Annotated in this window: 16 protein-coding genes; 5 read left to right on the forward strand and 11 right to left on the reverse strand. The window is 42.1% G+C overall.

The window, feature by feature from the left end; translation table 11 throughout:
• Positions 1 to 28 precede the first annotated feature (28 nt).
• The 4 genes from MHI20_RS17875 to topB form a co-directional block, all read right to left on the reverse strand.
• Positions 29 to 1,744, reverse strand: a complete 1,716-nt coding sequence (locus tag MHI20_RS17875) for a DUF2334 domain-containing protein (RefSeq protein ID WP_340940263.1) — start codon at positions 1,742 to 1,744, stop codon at positions 29 to 31.
• A complete protein-coding gene (locus MHI20_RS17880) occupies positions 1,734 to 2,585 on the reverse strand; it encodes a GGDEF domain-containing protein (RefSeq protein WP_039166145.1) in 852 nt (283 codons plus the stop codon). The genes MHI20_RS17875 and MHI20_RS17880 overlap by 11 nt, the downstream gene beginning before the upstream one ends.
• Complete coding sequence (locus MHI20_RS17885) at positions 2,566 to 3,648, reverse strand: glycosyl hydrolase family 8 (RefSeq protein ID WP_340940266.1); 1,083 nt, start codon at positions 3,646 to 3,648, stop codon at positions 2,566 to 2,568. The genes MHI20_RS17880 and MHI20_RS17885 overlap by 20 nt, the downstream gene beginning before the upstream one ends.
• A gap of 197 nt (positions 3,649 to 3,845) precedes the next feature.
• Positions 3,846 to 6,032, reverse strand: a complete 2,187-nt coding sequence (gene topB / locus MHI20_RS17890; protein ID WP_340940268.1) for a DNA topoisomerase III — start codon at positions 6,030 to 6,032, stop codon at positions 3,846 to 3,848.
• Between the two features lie 461 nt (positions 6,033 to 6,493).
• Here topB and MHI20_RS17895 point away from each other — a divergent pair, with 461 nt between their 5' ends.
• Positions 6,494 to 6,790, forward strand: coding sequence for a DUF3817 domain-containing protein (locus MHI20_RS17895; RefSeq protein ID WP_008347156.1), 297 nt, complete (start codon positions 6,494 to 6,496; stop codon positions 6,788 to 6,790).
• A gap of 57 nt (positions 6,791 to 6,847) precedes the next feature.
• Here the strand turns inward: MHI20_RS17895 and MHI20_RS17900 are convergent, their stop codons facing one another.
• Complete coding sequence (locus MHI20_RS17900) at positions 6,848 to 9,097, reverse strand: hypothetical protein (protein ID WP_340940270.1); 2,250 nt, start codon at positions 9,095 to 9,097, stop codon at positions 6,848 to 6,850.
• A 160-nt stretch (positions 9,098 to 9,257) separates the two neighbouring features.
• Between MHI20_RS17900 and MHI20_RS17905 the strand changes: the two genes are divergently transcribed.
• Both MHI20_RS17905 and MHI20_RS17910 read left to right on the forward strand, forming a co-directional pair.
• Positions 9,258 to 9,476, forward strand: a complete 219-nt coding sequence (locus MHI20_RS17905; RefSeq protein WP_082708258.1) for a hypothetical protein — start codon at positions 9,258 to 9,260, stop codon at positions 9,474 to 9,476.
• A 13-nt stretch (positions 9,477 to 9,489) separates the two neighbouring features.
• Positions 9,490 to 9,672, forward strand: coding sequence for a hypothetical protein (locus MHI20_RS17910; protein WP_113767193.1), 183 nt, complete (start codon positions 9,490 to 9,492; stop codon positions 9,670 to 9,672).
• Between the two features lie 594 nt (positions 9,673 to 10,266).
• Here the strand turns inward: MHI20_RS17910 and MHI20_RS17915 are convergent.
• Both MHI20_RS17915 and MHI20_RS17920 read right to left on the reverse strand, forming a co-directional pair.
• A complete protein-coding gene (locus tag MHI20_RS17915; RefSeq protein ID WP_008347166.1) occupies positions 10,267 to 10,689 on the reverse strand; it encodes a pyridoxamine 5'-phosphate oxidase family protein in 423 nt (140 codons plus the stop codon).
• Positions 10,690 to 10,982: 293 nt separating this feature from the next.
• Positions 10,983 to 11,852, reverse strand: coding sequence for an SDR family oxidoreductase (locus MHI20_RS17920; RefSeq protein ID WP_340940279.1), 870 nt, complete (start codon positions 11,850 to 11,852; stop codon positions 10,983 to 10,985).
• A 155-nt stretch (positions 11,853 to 12,007) separates the two neighbouring features.
• Here MHI20_RS17920 and MHI20_RS17925 point away from each other — a divergent pair, with 155 nt between their 5' ends.
• A complete protein-coding gene (locus MHI20_RS17925; protein ID WP_340940281.1) occupies positions 12,008 to 12,619 on the forward strand; it encodes a class I SAM-dependent methyltransferase in 612 nt (203 codons plus the stop codon).
• A gap of 15 nt (positions 12,620 to 12,634) precedes the next feature.
• Here MHI20_RS17925 and MHI20_RS17930 read toward each other — a convergent pair whose 3' ends face one another.
• From MHI20_RS17930 to MHI20_RS17940, 3 genes are all read right to left on the reverse strand, one after another.
• Positions 12,635 to 14,722 carry a BglG family transcription antiterminator gene (locus MHI20_RS17930; protein WP_065459870.1) on the reverse strand — a complete coding sequence of 696 codons (2,088 nt, stop codon included), beginning with the start codon at positions 14,720 to 14,722 and terminating at the stop codon, positions 12,635 to 12,637.
• A gap of 121 nt (positions 14,723 to 14,843) precedes the next feature.
• Entirely contained in the window at positions 14,844 to 15,926 is a 1,083-nt protein-coding gene (locus MHI20_RS17935; protein WP_340940287.1) for a C45 family peptidase, read from the reverse strand.
• Between the two features lie 93 nt (positions 15,927 to 16,019).
• Positions 16,020 to 16,646, reverse strand: coding sequence for a GDSL-type esterase/lipase family protein (locus MHI20_RS17940; RefSeq protein ID WP_340940289.1), 627 nt, complete (start codon positions 16,644 to 16,646; stop codon positions 16,020 to 16,022).
• A 414-nt stretch (positions 16,647 to 17,060) separates the two neighbouring features.
• Here MHI20_RS17940 and MHI20_RS17945 point away from each other — a divergent pair, with 414 nt between their 5' ends.
• The gene (locus MHI20_RS17945) at positions 17,061 to 17,696 is read left to right on the forward strand and encodes an FMN-dependent NADH-azoreductase (RefSeq protein ID WP_024720223.1); all 636 of its coding nucleotides are present in this window, start codon (positions 17,061 to 17,063) and stop codon (positions 17,694 to 17,696) included.
• Positions 17,697 to 17,730: 34 nt separating this feature from the next.
• Here the strand turns inward: MHI20_RS17945 and MHI20_RS17950 are convergent, their stop codons facing one another.
• Positions 17,731 to 18,504, reverse strand: a complete 774-nt coding sequence (locus tag MHI20_RS17950; protein WP_340940292.1) for an IclR family transcriptional regulator — start codon at positions 18,502 to 18,504, stop codon at positions 17,731 to 17,733.
• Positions 18,505 to 18,516: the final 12 nt, after the last annotated feature.

The following is an 18,516-nucleotide window of genomic DNA, read 5'->3' on the forward strand; positions in this document are numbered from 1 at the left end:
CAGTATTAATGATAGGTAAAATAAGATATCAGCCACCTGATTTTCTCTCCTTAAAGATCCGTTTTTTCATCGTCAGCCTTAAATACAATGTGTAAAAAGCAAATGCCACAATAAAGAGCAGCACCACCATTGTGAGTATTCGAAGCATATTTTCCATCCCGCTTCGTTTGTTTGTTTTTGGTTCAGCTATATTGGATTGCTCTATTTGAATCTGTCCATTTCCTGTTGTTTTGATCTGGACATTCTGAGTTTGAACAGTCTGTTTTGTTTTCTTTAAATCTAGCCATTCACTAGAAGGGATCGCATCCATTTGTGTGATTACATCTTGCAGCCCATCTATCCCCGCTTCCACATCATAGGACAGCCCAATGGCGGCGGATTGGATATGCTGCATGGATTGAATTGTTTGCTCAGTCAGTATGTTTGCACCTTCTTGGTCAGACGCTGTATCTATAGACTGTTCAGGATATAAAGTCATGCCATGAAGCATGGCGGGTGTCGACAAAAATGGTGATGCACTACTTGTTTTCCATGTACGGTCTGAGAGCTGCACCTGTCCAAATAGACTGGACATATGGCGGGAAATCACTTCATAGCCTTGCAGGGAAATGGCGTCATTTGGCACTTCAAATGCAAGCGGATATAACCCCTGCTGCGCGAGCAGTTCAATGCCTTTTGTCAGCTTTTCTTCTGTATAGATGGCTTCTTGATGTTGATTGGATGTGTTATACGCATTAAAATCTTTTTCATTCGGAAAAAAGCTTTTGTTCAGCTGCTGATCAGCTTTCTCTGGTTCATTTGACGTAACGGGCTGATCGTACTTGACATCCCAGAATTCAAAGCCTTTACCCGACTCCTCCGTTCGATACGTACGGCTAAACCCGTGAAGAACGACACTAGCTCCATTGCTTTGCAATTGTGTTAACACGTGGACAAGTTTAGGCCGGTCACTGAGCGTCACTTCATCCCCTGTTGCTGGATCAATCCATATAGGGGTCACCGCCAGCAGAAAAGGGATGTGGCGAGCTGTTACGTATCGTCCAAGTTCAAGTAACTTCTTCTCATCCGTTACGGGGTTAATCTTCCCAATCTGTAAGTACTTTGTCGTCGTTTGATTAGAAGCCGGCAGGAGACTTTCCAGCACCTCTGCAAGCAGCTTGTCGTGCTGAAGGATATTTAGCATTCCGACATATGCCGCACCTTCTTTTGTTTGAATCACAAATGGCTGTTCAGCTTGATTTTTCTTCAATAAGAATTTACGTTGCAGATCTGTCCCTTGAACCGTCTGAGCTGTGATTCCTCTCTCTAGCTGACGGTATTCTTGATCATCAGTATCTTTGATTTGACTGATGTGATCTTGTTTGTGAAAAGTAAGCTTGGAGAATGGACGAAGCTGTTCCGCATTGTATCCTATTGCGATTAAGCGTTTTGATTCGTTTATGAGACGAATGGTTTGTGCTTTCAACGTTCTCTTTTCTTCACCTATATAGATAACTAGCTGAGAGTCATTGAGGTTCTTTTCAGTGATTTGTTCATCAGATAAAATGGTCGTTCGTGTGGAAAAATGCCCCACAAGTACATCAAGCATATGAACAGATGGCGTTGTCTCACCTGATTGTGTGGAATAGACGATGAGGGTCCTTGACTCTTTCTCAAGTGCACCGGCTGATGTACTGTCTTTGATCGAAAGCATAGAGAAAAGAACGATTAACAAACAACATTTCGTCAAAACATTAAAGTTCATTCATCATCATCTCGTTTTCTAGTTCTTCTAAAAATTGCTCTGGTGTCCGATAGTCCGAGCTGCTTGTTAAATGACAGACATGAAAAGTTAAGGTCACTTCACGACCATTTAGCAGGACATGCGTTTGCAGTTTATCCTTTAGCTTTTCAAGAACGATCGAGACGTTTTCTGCAGGTGTGTGAGTGAGCAGCAGCCCGATTCGTTCCTCGGATAATCGAAATTTCTTATCGGTTTCTCTCACACTTTCGCGAATCTTCATACTGAGTTGCTGGAAAAGATGCTGCATTTCTTTTTCTCCATATAATGTTTTGAATTCCGCTGAGTAGTGCATATGAAGAAGGATAAAGACGAATGGCTGTTTATATCGTTCTGCTCGTTTCATTTCCTCAGACAATTCGAGCCTCATCCGCTCTGCATTGTCAAAGCCTGTGGTTGAGTCAATCGCTACAAATTGTTTGATGGCCCTCTTTTGTTGGTCAATGGTGTAACGCATCGTTTTTATTCGCTCATGCACGTTTCCAGCAGAAATAGCAAAAAAGAGAAGCGCCACGCCCCATATCACGACATCTTGCAACGTTTGATGAGAAAAGAGTGAATTTGTGTGACCAAGCTCTGTAAAGAACATCCCGCTTCCTATAAAGAACAAAATCAACAAAGTAAAAACCAATGCTGGCAAAATACCAAATAAAATGCCGCATCCTATCACGACAAATGTGAGTGTGATGATCATGACACTCTCCGCATCACGTCCATTCAAGTAGCCCATAAATAAAATGAGTCCCGCAAACGTGAGGAGCACCGTATAATACGTGCGATAGGTGTTACTGAATAACCTTTTCATTTAGAAGCTCCCTTTCTGCAATTAGAGGCAATAAATTATCAAATGAGTGTGTATCTTTTTCGTTCATATAGCCTCCGTAATAAGGCTTGAGAGGATCTAGGATTTGCAGCTCTTTCATTCGGTGATAGACGTCTTTTGCAAAATCATCTTCTCCTTGTTTGAGTGCATATAAGATCACCAGTGCATAGACCGAAGGTGATTCATACGTCACTGCTGGCTTTAATGTGCTCAGTTTATATCGTCCATACAGTTTTCCTTCCTTTTGGAAGTTGGTTTTCAGCCATTTCATGATGACTGTTGTATCAACCTGTGCACGTTCGGCATAAAGAGCCGTATAAAGCTGGTCGATCAAGTTGATTTCCTGATCAAACGAGTAGACTTTCTTCGCTATGTCATAGGATTTTGGAAAAAATCCTTTTTGTCTCGGTGCATTTTTTAGAATGGCCAATTGGTTGTTCATCATTTGTTCTGTGAATAGGTGGAGGGATACTAGTTCTTTGATTGCTTTTGGGTCAAGATATGAAAGTGTGATTGTATGTGAAGTTTGCTTTGTCGATGCATCATAATAGTCGGTCAACATACCCTTGAACATGTTTTTGTCTTTTAACGCTTTTGCGATTTTTTTGGCTGTGGTTTGATACACTGACTTCTGCCACAATTGATCTGCTTTTTGAAGCGCTGTTACTACACGTAAGTCATCAACTAAAGCATTGACTTTGCTTTTTTGATGAGATTCGATTTGCCAGCTAAGAAGATTATGTTCCAGTAAAAATTGAGTGCGCAGGACGTCTACCTGTTGATCAAAAGATGTTTGATCTTTTTTTCTAACAAGATAATCCATCCAAAGTCCGAGCGATTCTGATAAGTAAGTAGGCTGCTCCGCAAGCGAGGTCCGGATCATGCCTTGATCTGTCATTAAGTGGTGAGTCATAAAGTACTCTCCTGACAATACTGGCTTTGCAGGTTCTGGTTGAGCTGAATGTTGCTGCTGTTTCCAGGTACATCCGCCTAGTAAAATGACAATAAGTATAGCGATAGACGTACGATATATGGGTGTATCCATTCGTGTCCCCTTTCAATCCTTGTTCTCTCTAAGCATCTAACGATTTATTATAGAGCGTTTCTGTTTAAATGAAAATAAATATTTTATACCAAATTACGAGTCTTTTCGCTTACATATTCCCATTTACAGAAAAACAACATGTCAAAATACTCGAACAAACAAAAAACCCATGCGAATTCACATGGGTTTTTACACAACTATTGATCTAATTTTAGTTTCTTCAATTGTTCTGCAAGTGCGTTATTGATTGGTTCTTCCACTTTCTTTTGTTTCTTCATATATTTAGACACATCGTGCTTACTGGCTCGTTTTTGATTGGATTGTGATTTGCGCTTTTCGAAAACAGACAATTTCTCTCTATGACCACAAACACAGGCAAATATTTTGCCATCACCTTCTCCTCGTAGCTCAAGCTTTTTATGACAGTTCGGGCAGCGTGCATTTGTTTTCTTTGCCACATTTTTTCGATGTCCGCATTCTCTATCCTGACAAACAAGCATGGTGCCGTTTTTCCCGTTCACTTTTAACATGAGTTTTCCGCAGTCAGGGCAATGTGTGCCTGTCATGTTGTCATGCTTAAAGGTTTGGTTCGTTTGTTTGATTTCAGATACGGCTTGTTTTGCATATGACTTCATTTCACTCATGAATTGAGAAGCTTTCAATTGGCCTTTCGCAATTTTAGACAGCTTTTGTTCCCATTCCGCTGTTAACGCAGGTGACTTTAAATCTTCAGGTACTAAAGAAAGAAGCTGCTTCCCTTTCGATGTGATGAAGATGTCTTTGCCTTTTTTCTCAATTAAGAAGCTGTTAAATAGTTTCTCAATGATATCAGCTCTAGTTGCCACTGTCCCCAATCCACCCGTTTCGCCAAGGGTTTTCACTAAGTCTTTTTCCTTGTTCTCCATAAATGCAGACGGGTTCTCCATGGCAGATAAAAGGGTCGCTTCGTTAAAACGAGCAGGAGGTTTCGTTTCGCCTTTTGTCTCTTTTAATTGGCGTACATCAAGTGACTGCCCCTCTGTTAATGCCGGCAAGTGCTGATCTGCTTCGGCTGATTCCTCGTCTTCATAGGAATCATCGTACACGGCTTTCCAGCCGGCTGATTGCACAATTTTTCCTTTCGCTGTGAACGTCTCACTGCCGATCTTGGCGATCACTGTTGTTTCCTCATATTCAAAAGGGGTCATCAGTACAGCGAGGAATCGCTTGGCAATCAGGTCATATAATTTACGCTCTTTATCGCTTAATGCACCTGGATACAGCTCTTCCTCGGTTGGAATAATCGCATGGTGATCTGACACTTTGGCATCGTTGACGAATCCTTTATGTGCATTAATGCCTGATTGTAAAATGCGATTCACATGCTGTGCGTAAGGTCTAACGTTCATTCCTTTGAGTCGATCTTTTAATGTAGGCACGATATCTGCCGAAATGAAACGTGAATCCGTACGCGGGTACGTGACGAGCTTATGCTGCTCATACAGACGCTGAAGTGTAGACAGTGTTTCTTTTGCTGAAAAACCGTAGCGTTTATGGGCATCACGCTGCAATTCTGTCAGGTCATACAACCCTGGAGCAAAGGCTTTTTTCGCTGTTTTTTTCAGTGCATCAATCACTGCAGGTTTTCCTTTACAGGCTGCCAAGCGCTCCTTCACTACATCTTCTTGGAATGTACGGTTTTGTTTTGTCTTTGCATCCTGCCAAGTCAGCGTCAGTCCGTCTACTTGTGCAGTCAGCCCAAAGAACGGCTTCGGCTGGAATTGCTGAATGTCTTCCTCTCGCTTGGCGATCATAGCAATCGTTGGCGTTTGCACACGTCCACAGGATAACTGCGCATTGAACTTCGTTGTCAGCGCTCTTGTTGCGTTGATCCCTACAATCCAGTCTGCCTCTGCACGCGCCACCGCAGAGCGGTACAAGTTGTCATACTCTCTGCCGTCTTTTAATCGTTTGAACCCTTCTTGAATGGCTTTGTCTGTAACAGACGAAATCCATAAACGTTTTAGAGGCTTTTTCACATGTGCTTTTTCAAGAATCCACCTTGCCACAAGCTCCCCTTCACGTCCAGCATCTGTTGCGATGACAATGTCTTTTACATCTTTTCTCGCCAGCTGCGCTTTAACCGCTTGGAACTGTTTCCCTGTTTTTTTCATCACGACAAGCTTGAGTGGTTCTGGAATAATTGGTAAATCCTCTAGGCGCCAGGATTGAAATTCTTTCCCGTAGCCTTCTGGATCAGCCAGTGTCACCAAGTGGCCCAGCGCCCACGTGACAATGTATTGATCTCCTTCTAAGAAACCATTTCCTTTTTTATGACACTTCAGCACACGTGCAAGGTCACGTCCTACCGAAGGTTTCTCTGCTAATACAACTGTTTTTGACACGAAATTTCACATCTCTTTCTTCTATCCATCCTTTTATTATAGCAGACGTGGAGATGCGGTTCTAATGACTGAACATAAATGAGAAATAGAGCTGAAATACTAGTGTAAAGACAACACACTTGAAATAGAGACATATCTACACTGAAACGTATTCAGAAAGTACCACGAAATTAGAGCTTGTAGTGCCGCATAGGCACCAACCCGCCAAATTTTCGTTCCATCATATGTTTTCCAGTCATACAAAAAAACCCTCTGTATTCAAAAAAAAGAATTTAGCATTTATGCCCTAGCTCATTTCATGATATCGATTAATCTTTAAAATCCATCAGAGCTGCAATTCTCCCATTTTTTAAAAATAACATGAACATATTTTGAATTTTTCGTAGATTATCGCATGTCCAGACGATCTTTCGTTTATATTAGAAGATGAGAAACTAGCTTTTATACAGGAGGATTTGTATATGCATACAAGTATTAGCCGTCTTCGACAGGCGGGTTTTATTGAGGGTATGTCTCTTTTAACCCTTCTTTTAATTGCCATGCCTCTAAAATATTTTGCGGATATTCCGATGGCGGTCACCATTGTGGGCTCTCTTCATGGCGCATTGTTTGTGATCTATATGCTCATTTTGGCATATGTGACATTTAAAGTTCGCTGGCACTTGAAATGGTCCATCGCCGGATTCTTTGCGGCATTCATTCCTTTCGGCAACTTCGCCTATGATAAGGTGCTTCGCCAGTATGATACAAAAGCTTAATCAAAAGGGCTAAAACGAAATTCGTTTTAGCCCTTTTTCTACACGCTGACGTATTTTTTAAATCGATGCATATTTCACAATGGCTGCTTGACGCGTCATGTCGTGATACGCCACCCATAATTCATCACCTGGCAGTACGCTAGTGATCGGATCGATTGGCTGTTTCACTTCATACATCACGCCATCTCTCTCAATCTGAATGATCGCTAACGGCTGGTTGCCGATGACACCGGAAAATGTGACATGGGTCACTTTTGCACTTCCTTGTTTCTCTTGCATAAGACTGATTTCTTTATCCAGCTCTTCTTGTTTTGTCTGCATCGTGATTTGAGTTCCTGGCGCGACCTCCATATGGTCAGGGATGAATTGACTGACCGTTTTTGTGATGGATTGATCTCCGCTAGAAACCGTCACATCCAGCATAATAGGCTTCTGATCATGAATTGTGACTGGATATTGCTTCACACGCTGGATCGTTCCTGTTAACGTCACATCTTTCCCCGATCGATTCCGCACTTCATGCCCATAGGCTGCCATTTTGAGCTGACCGCTGATGTCAACGAGATCGGCTTTTTCTCCTGTTCTAAACTCAAAACCAGCGGCTTGAATCATCGGAATGGTATACCTTTTCTGATCTGCTTCAAATGTAAGTGATAAGACGGTGCCTCGTCCTACGGTTCCATATGATGCTATGTTTCTTAAAATAGCGCCTTTGATGAACTTTGGCTCGCTCGGCTGCGAGAAGTCACCCTCTTTTAAGAGCATCGCTTTTTTCTTTTTCGGATTGTAGAGAATGGCGATACGCTGACCCGGTTGCGGTATCTGAGTATAGGATACAACCGTTTTAACCGCCTTCTCGATATTTTCCCCATCATATTGAAATTGAAGCTGCATGTTGACCAGCGGCTGTTCATTGATGTAGGTACCCGTTTCTTTGACAGATACAATATTGGCTTCTAATGTGACACTGTCCTTTATCTTGTTCTTTCTCACCAGTCTCAAAATCGGCGGCAGGAAGATCGCTAGCACAAATAACAGCAGTGGGATAAAGAGCCATATCGCCCAGTTGAGAATGAGTGGGCCTCCCTTCATGACATATTGTATAAAGGTGTCAACAGACGTTTGGTGGGCTGGACTGGCATTTTCGATTGAGATGACCTTTTGCAAAGGGAATTCCTTTAGCTGTTTGCTTTTCGCCTCAAATGCCCCCGTTAATTGGTTGCCAAGTGAATAATAGAGCCAATTGCTCTTCACATTTTTATGAAAAGAGAGATCTTCTTTTTGTAAAGATTCATATGACAACGACTGAAAAAGCTTGCTGGCAGACGTCGCCTTATTCGTGCGATGATTATAAATATAACCAGTCAGCTTGCCTTTTGCTTCGTCCTTTGCTGTAGAGCCTGCAAGAAGAACTTCTTCTTCATTCAGCTGGTAGATAAAGGTTTGGTAAATCGGTTTTGGTGTTGGGACGACTTCCCCAAGCCTTCCCTCTGCATCCACTTTCCTTGGTCTTTTTGGATAGTTAGATTCGACAGCGACTGCAACGTTTTGTGATGATCCGATCGTTTTTTGCAGCTGCTGCTCGACTTTATCTTCAATGAGGCTGAACGGTTCAGCACTTTTGGAGACATAGACCCCAAGCTGATGCTTCTCGTTTGAGATTCCGCTGACATACGCCTTCTGGTCATTTTTCAAAGTCAATTCAAACATAGGGAATGGGGTCTGCCCTCTAAAAGAATTCATGACGACATCGATGGAAACAGGTCTTGCTGGTAGCTTCAGCTCGTTGAGATTGTGGACATGAAACTGACCATTCTTTAGCTCACCGAGGACCGCAGCAGCGCCTTCCTTTTCTCCTGTAAACAAGAGTCGTCCATTCCATTGATATGTATTCGTTTTTAAAAATGAGGGAATCTGTAAGTTTTGCTTAACGAGTTCTTTCTTTGCTCCGCTTGGAGACAGTTTCTCGATCAACAGCTGCCCCTCTTTATTTTTTAAAGCAAGTAAGAGGTTGTTCCCTTGAATAGATGGCAGCATTTCATTAAACGTATCGCTTTCCGTGGTCCATTCACTGATTCTTTTTCCTGATTGAGGATCATACATTGCAAAATGGAGTTGCTGGTTTTTTGATACAGCACTCACCACTCGTTTTCCTTCATCGAATGTAAACATTCGTTTGACGTCATACTCTGTCGCTTTCCCTGCTGACAAATCATCTTGGTAATGGTTCCACACCAAGACACTAAGAATGATTGCTGGAATAAAGAAGACAATATACCTGAGGAAAATCACTGGTATTCTTTTCACTTGATCGCTTCCTTTCATGGAGTTCCTTTTTCTTATACGTCAGTGCAGCAAGAATGTTTCATGCTAGAAGAATACCATTCCAACTTTCTAAATCCATATTTTACATATTTGATTGTTTACGATAAAATCCAATCAGATTCAAAAAAAGGATGTTATCTCAATGGATAAGCTATCATCGATCATTCTAGCGGCTTGGCTGCGTGTTCCCCGTTGGTTCAAGCAAGGGGTGCTCGTATCTATTACCATTTTCTTTTTTTATATGTGCTTTGTAAAGGGGCTGACTAGCTGGTACACCTTGCCGCCTGTTACTTTGCTCGCATGCGCCATTTGTTCCTTCTTCATCTGGTTGGTGTGGCTAAACAGTCAAAAAAACAAGTAAAAAGGAGAATTTCATGAAAGAATCCATCTTTTATTTTGCTATCTCTTTTGTTCTTCAATGGGTTTGGTTTGGGGTTGTGCATTCAGATAGAGGCGTGACACTGCTGGACATGTTGATCTTCTCTATTTTGTTTACGGTGATGTTCTTTTTTATTGGCCGGATTTGGAGGTATCAGAAGAAAGGGCGAAGTGAGTAATGATGAAGCATTTCCTCTTTCTGTCGATGAGTGTTCGTTGTTCTATTGTTGGCGGCGGATCTTTTTGAAGAAGATATCATGCGGACGGTGTCCGCTTTTATCTTCCTTTTTCCTATTTTATTGTTTAAAACGTAAAAAGGCTGCCAAATAGATGGCAGCCCGTTTCTTACTCTTTTCATGCAAATAAATAATCAATGTTTAATCTCCGTCACGGAGTGTATGAATTAAGATTCGATCATATCAGTGTGTCATATGTGTTCCGAGTGAACCTACGTTTGAAAGTAAACGCCATGGAAGTTCTGGATAACAAGACAACGAAAGCCCTACCTCTCATTCGTCCTTACGGCTCCGAAGCCGTGCCAGTGTGAATTGTAAATCAAAACGTCTTTTTTCCATTCTTCCGCTTTTATAGGGGGGCGGTTGCAGAAGGAAAAGAATAAGTTTGTTCGCTTTGACAGCGTCTCGTTCTTATCAAGTAGAAGCTCTATTGCTTCTCATTATGTCATAGAAAAAAGAAAGTTTACTTTCTTTATTTATTTGCTATTTCAACACTTAATATAAAACTATAACACGTTCCCCCAACTTACGCAAGTGTTAAAGTGATAATTCTGCTGGTGTCCGGTTTCCTTCGTTCATATAACGAATAGAGGTTGGGTCAATCTTAAGGATCACTAGGTTTGGATCATCTTTTCCTTTAAACCATTTCTCCATCTCATCTGACCAAAGGCGGTCGATCAGTTCTGGATCATCAGTTAATGTGGCTTTACCTGCGATTTCTGCATATGTGTCCCCAAATCCTTCACCTGAATAACCAATGAGAATATGAACATTCGGATTTTTTTCAATCTCATCCGCTTTATGTGTTTCTTTGCTTGTTGGTGTATATAATGTCAGCCCTTCATGAAAAAAAGTCATATAGCGGGTATGCGGCTTATCTTGTTCAACAGTCGCCAATGTTCCCACTTTTTGTTCGTCTAATAAGTTCATTACCTTTTGCTTTAACTCTTCTTGTGACATGTATCTTCACTCCTTCAAAATGTCATCCGTACTCTTAGGTTTCCACGACAATCCATTCATTAAACAAAGAAATGTGTTTTTCATAAAAAGACATCTTCTAGCTGATGCTATAAAAAACGGATACATTGAAAGGGGAAGTTGAATATGCATCATGAAACGATGTTCCATTTGAGTTCACTTGTTATTGCAGCGGTTGTTGTGGGCATTATCATATGGTCTGTCTCATCTGTACAGAAGAATCGGAAGAAATACTAAATACACCGCCCAATCAAATCTGGGCGGCGTGCTATTGATCATGTATTCATAAAGGAACCGCCGTTGACATGAAGTGTCTGTCCCGTCATATAAGACGATTCGTCCGAAGCAAGCAGTACATAGCAGCCTACATGCTCCACAGGCTGTCCTGGTCTTCCCATTGGTGTCTCGGCCCCGAAGCTTTCGACACTGTCTTCATCAAATGTAGATGGAATGAGCGGCGTCCATATTGGACCGGGTGCTACACCGTTTACCCGAATTCCATCTTTCACAAGCGACTGTGCCATAGAACGAGTAAAGCCGTTGATGGCCCCTTTTGTCGCTGTATAATCAATCAGTACCTTGTTGCCTCGATACGGGTTAATAGATGTTGTATTAATAATGGAACTTCCCGGTTTTAAGTAATCGAGTGCCTTCTTCGTAAAATAAAAATAAGAATAGAAATTGGTTCTAAAGGTTTGGTGAAGCTGTTCACTAGAAATATCTTGAATACGTTCTTTCGGATGCTGTTCGGCCGCATTATTGACTAATATGTCCAGCTGTCCAAAGGCTTCAACTGTCTTTTCTACCGCTTTCTCACAAAAGCCTTCGTCCCCGACATCCCCTGCAATCGTTAAACATTTGACGCCTTCCTGTTCTACACGTTTTTGCGTATCCTCTGCATCCTCATGTTCATTTAAGTATACGATCGCGACATGAGCTCCTTCTTTGGCATACGCGACAGAAACGGCACGTCCAATTCCGCTGTCTCCACCTGTAATCAGCGCTACTTTTCCTTTTAGCTTACCAGACCCTTTATACGATTCATCCTCATAGATCGGCGCAGGATTCATTTCTCTTTCACTGCCTGGCTGCTGATCCTGCGTTTGGCGCGGAATGCCATTTGTTAAGTATTCACGTAAATCCATGTGTAAGCTCCTCCTTGATTTGTTGATGTATCCTTTCATTACCACTTCATTTTTCCACTCAAACATCCCTATGCGTAATCGATGCGTTTTGAAAACTGACAGGTTTCAGGATGGGGAAAATCGGTTACATAAACATAAAAAAGGAGCGTTCTCACATGCTGTCAACCATTTCTAAAACCTTCAGCAGACCAAAAGGCTGGCTCGGAAGCATCGCAGGTTTTATTATGGCAAATGAAAATAAGGCACTGAATCAATGGGCGATCCAGCATTTAGATTTATCAGATGGTGAAAACATATTGGAAATAGGCTATGGCCCCGGCTATAGCATCAAACATATGCTCAAGCATTTTGACGATCTTCACATTGATGGACTAGATGCTTCTTCAACTATGAAGGAACAGGCGCATTTGCGTATAAAGAAACGATCCAAAGAGAAGCAGGTCCGGCTGTATGTCGGGAAAATTGAAAAAACACGCCTGCCGGCAGATCAGTATGACAAAGTACTTTCTGTTAACAATTATACGATTTGGGATGACCCAAAGGCTGGCGCACTCAACCTTTATCACACCTTGAAGCCGGACGGAAAACTCGTCATTGTGATGCAACCAAGAGAAAAAGGAGCGGACGCCAATCGGACAAAAGAAATGGGCGAAAGCATCCTCAATGACTTAGAATTTGCTGGATTTGATCAGTTTTCTGTTGAATATGAAGAGATTCGTCCCACCCTCGCTGTCTGTGTCACAGCAAAAAAGCCGAGAAGCGAATAAGCTCTCGGCTTTTTCTTACCATTTTGCCTCTTTGACAAATTGATAAAAAAGTTGATGCAATTTCTGTTCAATCTCTTCCTTTTTTCCTTGTCCATAAAGCGCCATGCTTTCTTCGCTTTCAATGATGGATGAACTGATCAGGCTAAACATTTCAGACCCTTCTTTGCCAAGCTCTCGCGGCGCCAGCATGAGGAGCATTCTGGACATGAGCTGCTGCCCGCCATCCATGCTTTTGATCTCGTATGCCTCATCAAGATCATAGATATGAAAGACCGGTTTCTTAATGAGATCATGCTTTAAGTGAAAAAGAGCAAACTCGGTTCCTGGAATGCCTAAACCACCTTGCTGCTCACGCTCAAGCAAACCGGCTGTCACTTCGTCTGCACGTTCTAAATAGCCTTGACTTTCAACCTGACGCATCAGCTCTCTCATTGTTGACTCATGCTGCTCCGTCGTCTTCTTTTTTTCGATTGTAAAATGGGACAAGATGCTGCGAATCACTGACATATAATTCGTGATTTGCTCTGCCATCCCTATCATATCAACCGTTTCCTCCACCGATTCTTTTGCAGATTCCTGCGCTCTTTTTTTCTCAATCAGATAAGGAATTTTTCGTTTAATATGAGACTTGACCCGCACTGCGTCATCCTCGTTTAAGAGCGGGCTGACCATAATGTAATCAATATGCTCATAGGGGATCGGCACGGTTGATACAATCATGTCGTAGCTTGCAGCGTCGATTTCCTTTAGCTCCATTAAGGAAGATAGATCGAATTTGGCGATCTCAGGCAATTCTTTTTTTAATCGTGATGCGAGCATTTTTGACGAACCGATACCGCTTGAGCAAACGACCAATGCATGAATCTTGGTTTCTTCTTTTTTAATTTCAAGCACCGAACCAAAATGAAGCACGATAAAGGCAATTTCATCCTCAGGAAATTCGATCTCAGGAAAGAAGCGTTCCACACCTTCTTCAATCGCCATGAACAGCAAGAAGTAGTCTTTTTTTATTTGTTGTGTGAGCGGATTGTAAATCCGCATCTTTTCTTTTAATCGGTTCATAGCTGGTTCAAGATGAGACACGAGTCCCTCATACAATGAATCGTTTTCATTTAAATGATAGCCTGTTTTATGAGAAATAAAGTCAATGAGTTTCTTCGTTCTCAGCGCGATATCTAACTCAATCTCATCAATGCGGTATTCTGCCGTAAAGCTTCGATTTGCACTGCGCAAATGGATGGTCATGTATCCAACTTCAGCTTCAGGAATCTCTACATTAAACATGCGTTCTAATGCTCGCGCGATTCTGAGTGAAGATTCAAATTCCTTCGTCCGCTTTAATTCAAGCAATTCTTCCTCTTCCATCCGAATGGTTTCACCGATTTGAATGCGTTCAATGGCATAGGTCAAGTGAACGACAAGTGCAATATAGGCACTATCTGACAACGAGAGAGAGAGTCTGTTTTTCAAATGAAAGAGCAGCCTTTCTACCTTGAGCAGCTGTCCTCGACTGACTACCCCAAACACCTTTTCAGTCGCTTTCGTTCGATGTTTAATATTCATCTCAATCGTTTCGAGAAATAATTGAATGTCGAGACGGTCAACGATCAGGTTCCCGACAATTTTTCGTTTGGCTTCCTCCGGCCCTTTTAATTCAATGCCGTACCCACGCTTGCGGATAAGCAGTAAACCGTAAGGAGCGATCCAGTCCGTCAGTTCATCTAAGTCGTAGCTGATGGTCGCATTTGTGACCTGCAAGTCGGCTGCAAGTGTATATAATTTCACCGGTTCTTTTGCTTCAAGTAGGGCACACAGGATTAAGAGCTTCCGTTCATCAGAACTATATTCAATTTGATCTTCATTTGAAATATGAGACAGAAGCCGCTGTTTGTCTTCCTGTTCACCGACCGCCTTCAAGCCCTTCCCCGGCTGTTTATCAAGTGATAGGTTGTAATTCTTTAAAATAGGTTTAATGGATTTAAGTTCTCTATGAATGGTTCTTGTACTTACCTGAACAGAATCGGCGATCTCACGAATGGTGACATAACGATTTTGCTGAATCATATATTTGATCACTTTCTGTTCTCGTGCCGTTATGTACATGAAATGCCTCCTTCTGCTTAAATAGGTCTATTGTCACAACTTAATATAAAACGCTTTCACTGATCGATGCAACCTGAAGTTGATCTAAATTTGGCACACAGGCTGTGACAAAATGAAAGACTCACACGTTTCTCCAAAAGGAAGGTCCATAATCCTTTTGATGAAATTGAATCGTTTGTTCATGAAATGGCAGTGTGCCCCCGACCTTTAATGAATAGGTAGGGTTATAGACGGGAGAGCCAAAACAATACTCCATCGTCCCTTCCTCCGGCCGAAACATGACGGTTCGCATCGTCCCAAACAGCTCTTCATAATTGTGCACAGTCAGACCAGCAGGGTATTCTGTCTGAAATAGTTCCGTAAGAGATTCGCTTGACGGCTGTTCTTCTAAAGCTTGAATTAACATGTCATACCTGACAACAGAATGATGTTTCGTCAACCCTTTTGCCGTGTGATCAGCGAGCGGATGGTTCGTAGCCGCAATAAATCCACGCTCCGGCCTTCTCACCTTTTTTTGCCCATCAATCATTTCAATCACAGCCGCCTCTCCCTTCCGGTCAGCAAGCATGAGGTGAACATTAGACGCGACGGGCATTTCCTGTACCAAACGGACGGCATCCTCCACCGTTTTACAGGACTCTAGCACAGCACGAATGACATGATATACTTGCAAGCCAGCAACAGCCGGCGGCTTTAAGCCTGGTTCGTTGCCAATAGGCGGACCGCATGCAGAAAATGTCACCGATAGACCATGTTCATTCATCCCATCCGATCGACCAAATAAGATTAATGATGAGCCTGTATGGACTGCTGAGCCCTTCACATGCGTAGATACAAGACGCATATCATCAAACACCGGAGAAAAATCATAGTTGCGCAGCATCACCGTCTGTTGATTGGCAGCCTCATTCCCCTGCATCACACAATGGGAACAGCCCGGCTGAAGATGCGAAGAATAGAAAAAGGTCAAATCGCTTTCATCTATTTGCATTTCATCACAAAATCCCGAGAGCTCTTCTTCTAACTGAGGAAGAAACGGTCGAATCAGCTGCTTTGTTTCCTTCACAGCCTCTTTTGATAACGGTTCTGATTGAATGTATTGTTTCTTAAGCAAAGGGCGTTCCTTCAGCCAAATAGCCTGCTGCTTTCCTACCTCATAAGCTGTTCCTTTCAATTCATGAAAATACGCACTCATCTCCTGCATGCATCCACCTCTTTTGTCTTTGTTTCTTTTATCATATCGAAACAGCCCTTCATTTAAAAGAATGAAAAAAACTGTAATCCCGCGGGATCACAGTTACTTAAAGGTTTGTTGAAACAGCGCTTCTGCCATTGCTTCATATCCTTTGTGGTTCGGATGAAATTGATCAATCGATAAGTATGCGCTTTGATGACCTTCAAATACACCGTATATATCCACCACTTCTACATGTGGATTCGTAGCAAGCTGGCGAAGGTGATGGTTGTATTGCTTCAGCCATCTCTCGGCGATCGGAATCTCAGGAAAAGGATTATATAAATTCAATAAATATACGCAGTATGGTTGATGCTGTCCTCTTTTTATCAGGGCAATTTCTTGAACCATTTTGCTAAAATTCGCCTGACAATGCATAGACGCTTGCAGCAGTTTCTTTTCATCTTCACCTTTTTCATACTGCAGAACAGCTTGAACAAGATCATTCCCGCAGCCTGTGATGGTGATGATGTCAGCATGAGCAATCGCCCGTCTTACATCAGACCGCTGAAAAAGCTGCAAGATTTCTTCCGTTGTTAACCCTGATTTCGCAAATACGGACAGTTTCACCGGTATATGCAGCTTCTTTTCAAGCCTCGCCGCATATCGCTCCGTAAAACCGCCGCCAAATAAACGTGCCCCCACCCCAACCGTTAAGGAATCTCCAATCGCAACATAGGATCGTCCCACTCTTATCCCTCACTCTCTCCTGCCTTCTCTTATATATACGAAAAAGAAGAAGAAATGCTTGTAGCAGATGGCTTAAAGGCATCCACCTTTTTTTCAAAAACGCAGGATGAGCGCATTTACAAACACTTTACTTGCGATATCGATCCATTTTTTGTTCAATGGGAGTAGGGTTTTTTTGCTTAAATCGCGGACTTGAAGCGTTTCAGAAAAATTTACAAACTTTTTATCTTGATTTCAAGACTTTATACCTTGACTTCAAACTATATAGTGATTACAATGAAAATATCAGTTTTTATGTAACTGTGCTTGTTACATCTTTTTCATAGCATTCCAATATGATTAAAGATGCCACATATTCAGTGTATCTTTGGGATACACTAAAAAAATCATTGAAACAGGAAGGATTGAATGAACATGGCAAAAGTTTTATACATCACTGCACATCCGCATGATGAAACAGTTTCTTACAGTATGGCTACTGCTAAAGCATTTATCGAATCTTATAAGGAAGCAAATCCAAGTGACGAGGTTGTACATATCGATTTGTACAAAGAAAACATTCCTCACATTGATGCAGATGTATTCGCTGGATGGGGCAAGCTTCAATCTGGTGCTGGCTTCGATACACTTTCAGCTGAAGAGCAAGCGAAAGTTGCTCGCCTAAACGAATTAAGCGATCAATTCGTTTCTGCTGACAAATACGTATTTGTTTCACCACTTTGGAACTTCTCATTCCCACCAGTTCTTAAAGCATACATCGACTCTGTTGCTGTAGCTGGTAAAACATTCAAATACACTGAGCAAGGTCCTGTTGGATTACTAACAGACAAAAAAGCGCTACACATCCAAGCACGTGGCGGATACTACACTGAAGGTCCTGCTGCTGAACTAGAAGCAGGTCACCGTTACCTTGGAACAATTGCAAACTTCTTCGGTATTCCTTCTTTCGAAGGTCTTATTGTTGAAGGTCACAATGCTGAGCCTGCAAAAGCAGAACAAATTAAAGCAGATGCGATCGAACGTGCAAAAGCTTTAGGTAAAACTTTCTAATCATGAACACGCAAAAAGCCAATGATCTTAACGGTCATTGGCTTTTTATTTGTTCAGATGTAAAACCTAATTCTTTTGAAATGCCGCTGGCCGCTTTTTTGACCTGCTCAATTAAATAAGGAAGCCGTTCCTTTTGATAGCCGGCCTCAAACCCTGCAATACTAATGCCTGCTGCCACTTCTCCGTGATGATTAAAAATGGGCGCTCCAATAGCCGCAGTATAGTTTTCAAGCTCTGAATAGCTTAAGGTATATCCACGCCTGTTTGATTCTTCGATCATGTTTCGCAGGACATCTTTATCGGTAATGGTTCCGATCCCGATTTTCCCGAGCTCTACCGAATCAATATAGGAAAGTCTCTCTTCCTCTGGCAAAAAGGAAAGAATACTTCTCGCACAAGCTCCCGCATATAATGGGGATCTTCTTCCGACAGCGGTATAGAGCCGGACAGGCTGCGTTCCTTCCATTTTCTCCACATAAATGGCTTCATCTCCTTCACGAATAATGAGCTGAACAGCCTCACCTACCTCATCACGCAAGTTTTCCATAAAGGGCCTTGCAATTCTACGGATATCAAGGCGGTCTGCGACAAGCTGACCGTATTCAAGGAACATCAATCCTAATCGGTAAACACCTGAAGGATGCTTTTCTAATAACCCCATATCGGCTAACGAGTTGGCCATTCGGTGTACAGATGTTTTGGGCATGCTCGAGAGCTCAATCATGTCATTTAACGTTAATTGTTCGTGTGTGATAAAAAGCCGTAATATCTCCATTGATTTCACAACGGTTTTATTTGTGTTCTGCATGTTTCTCACCTT

Origin of the sequence: Bacillus sp. FSL K6-1106 (assembly GCF_038005245.1) — a bacterium.
Taxonomy (GTDB): domain Bacteria; phylum Bacillota; class Bacilli; order Bacillales; family Bacillaceae; genus Bacillus; species Bacillus altitudinis.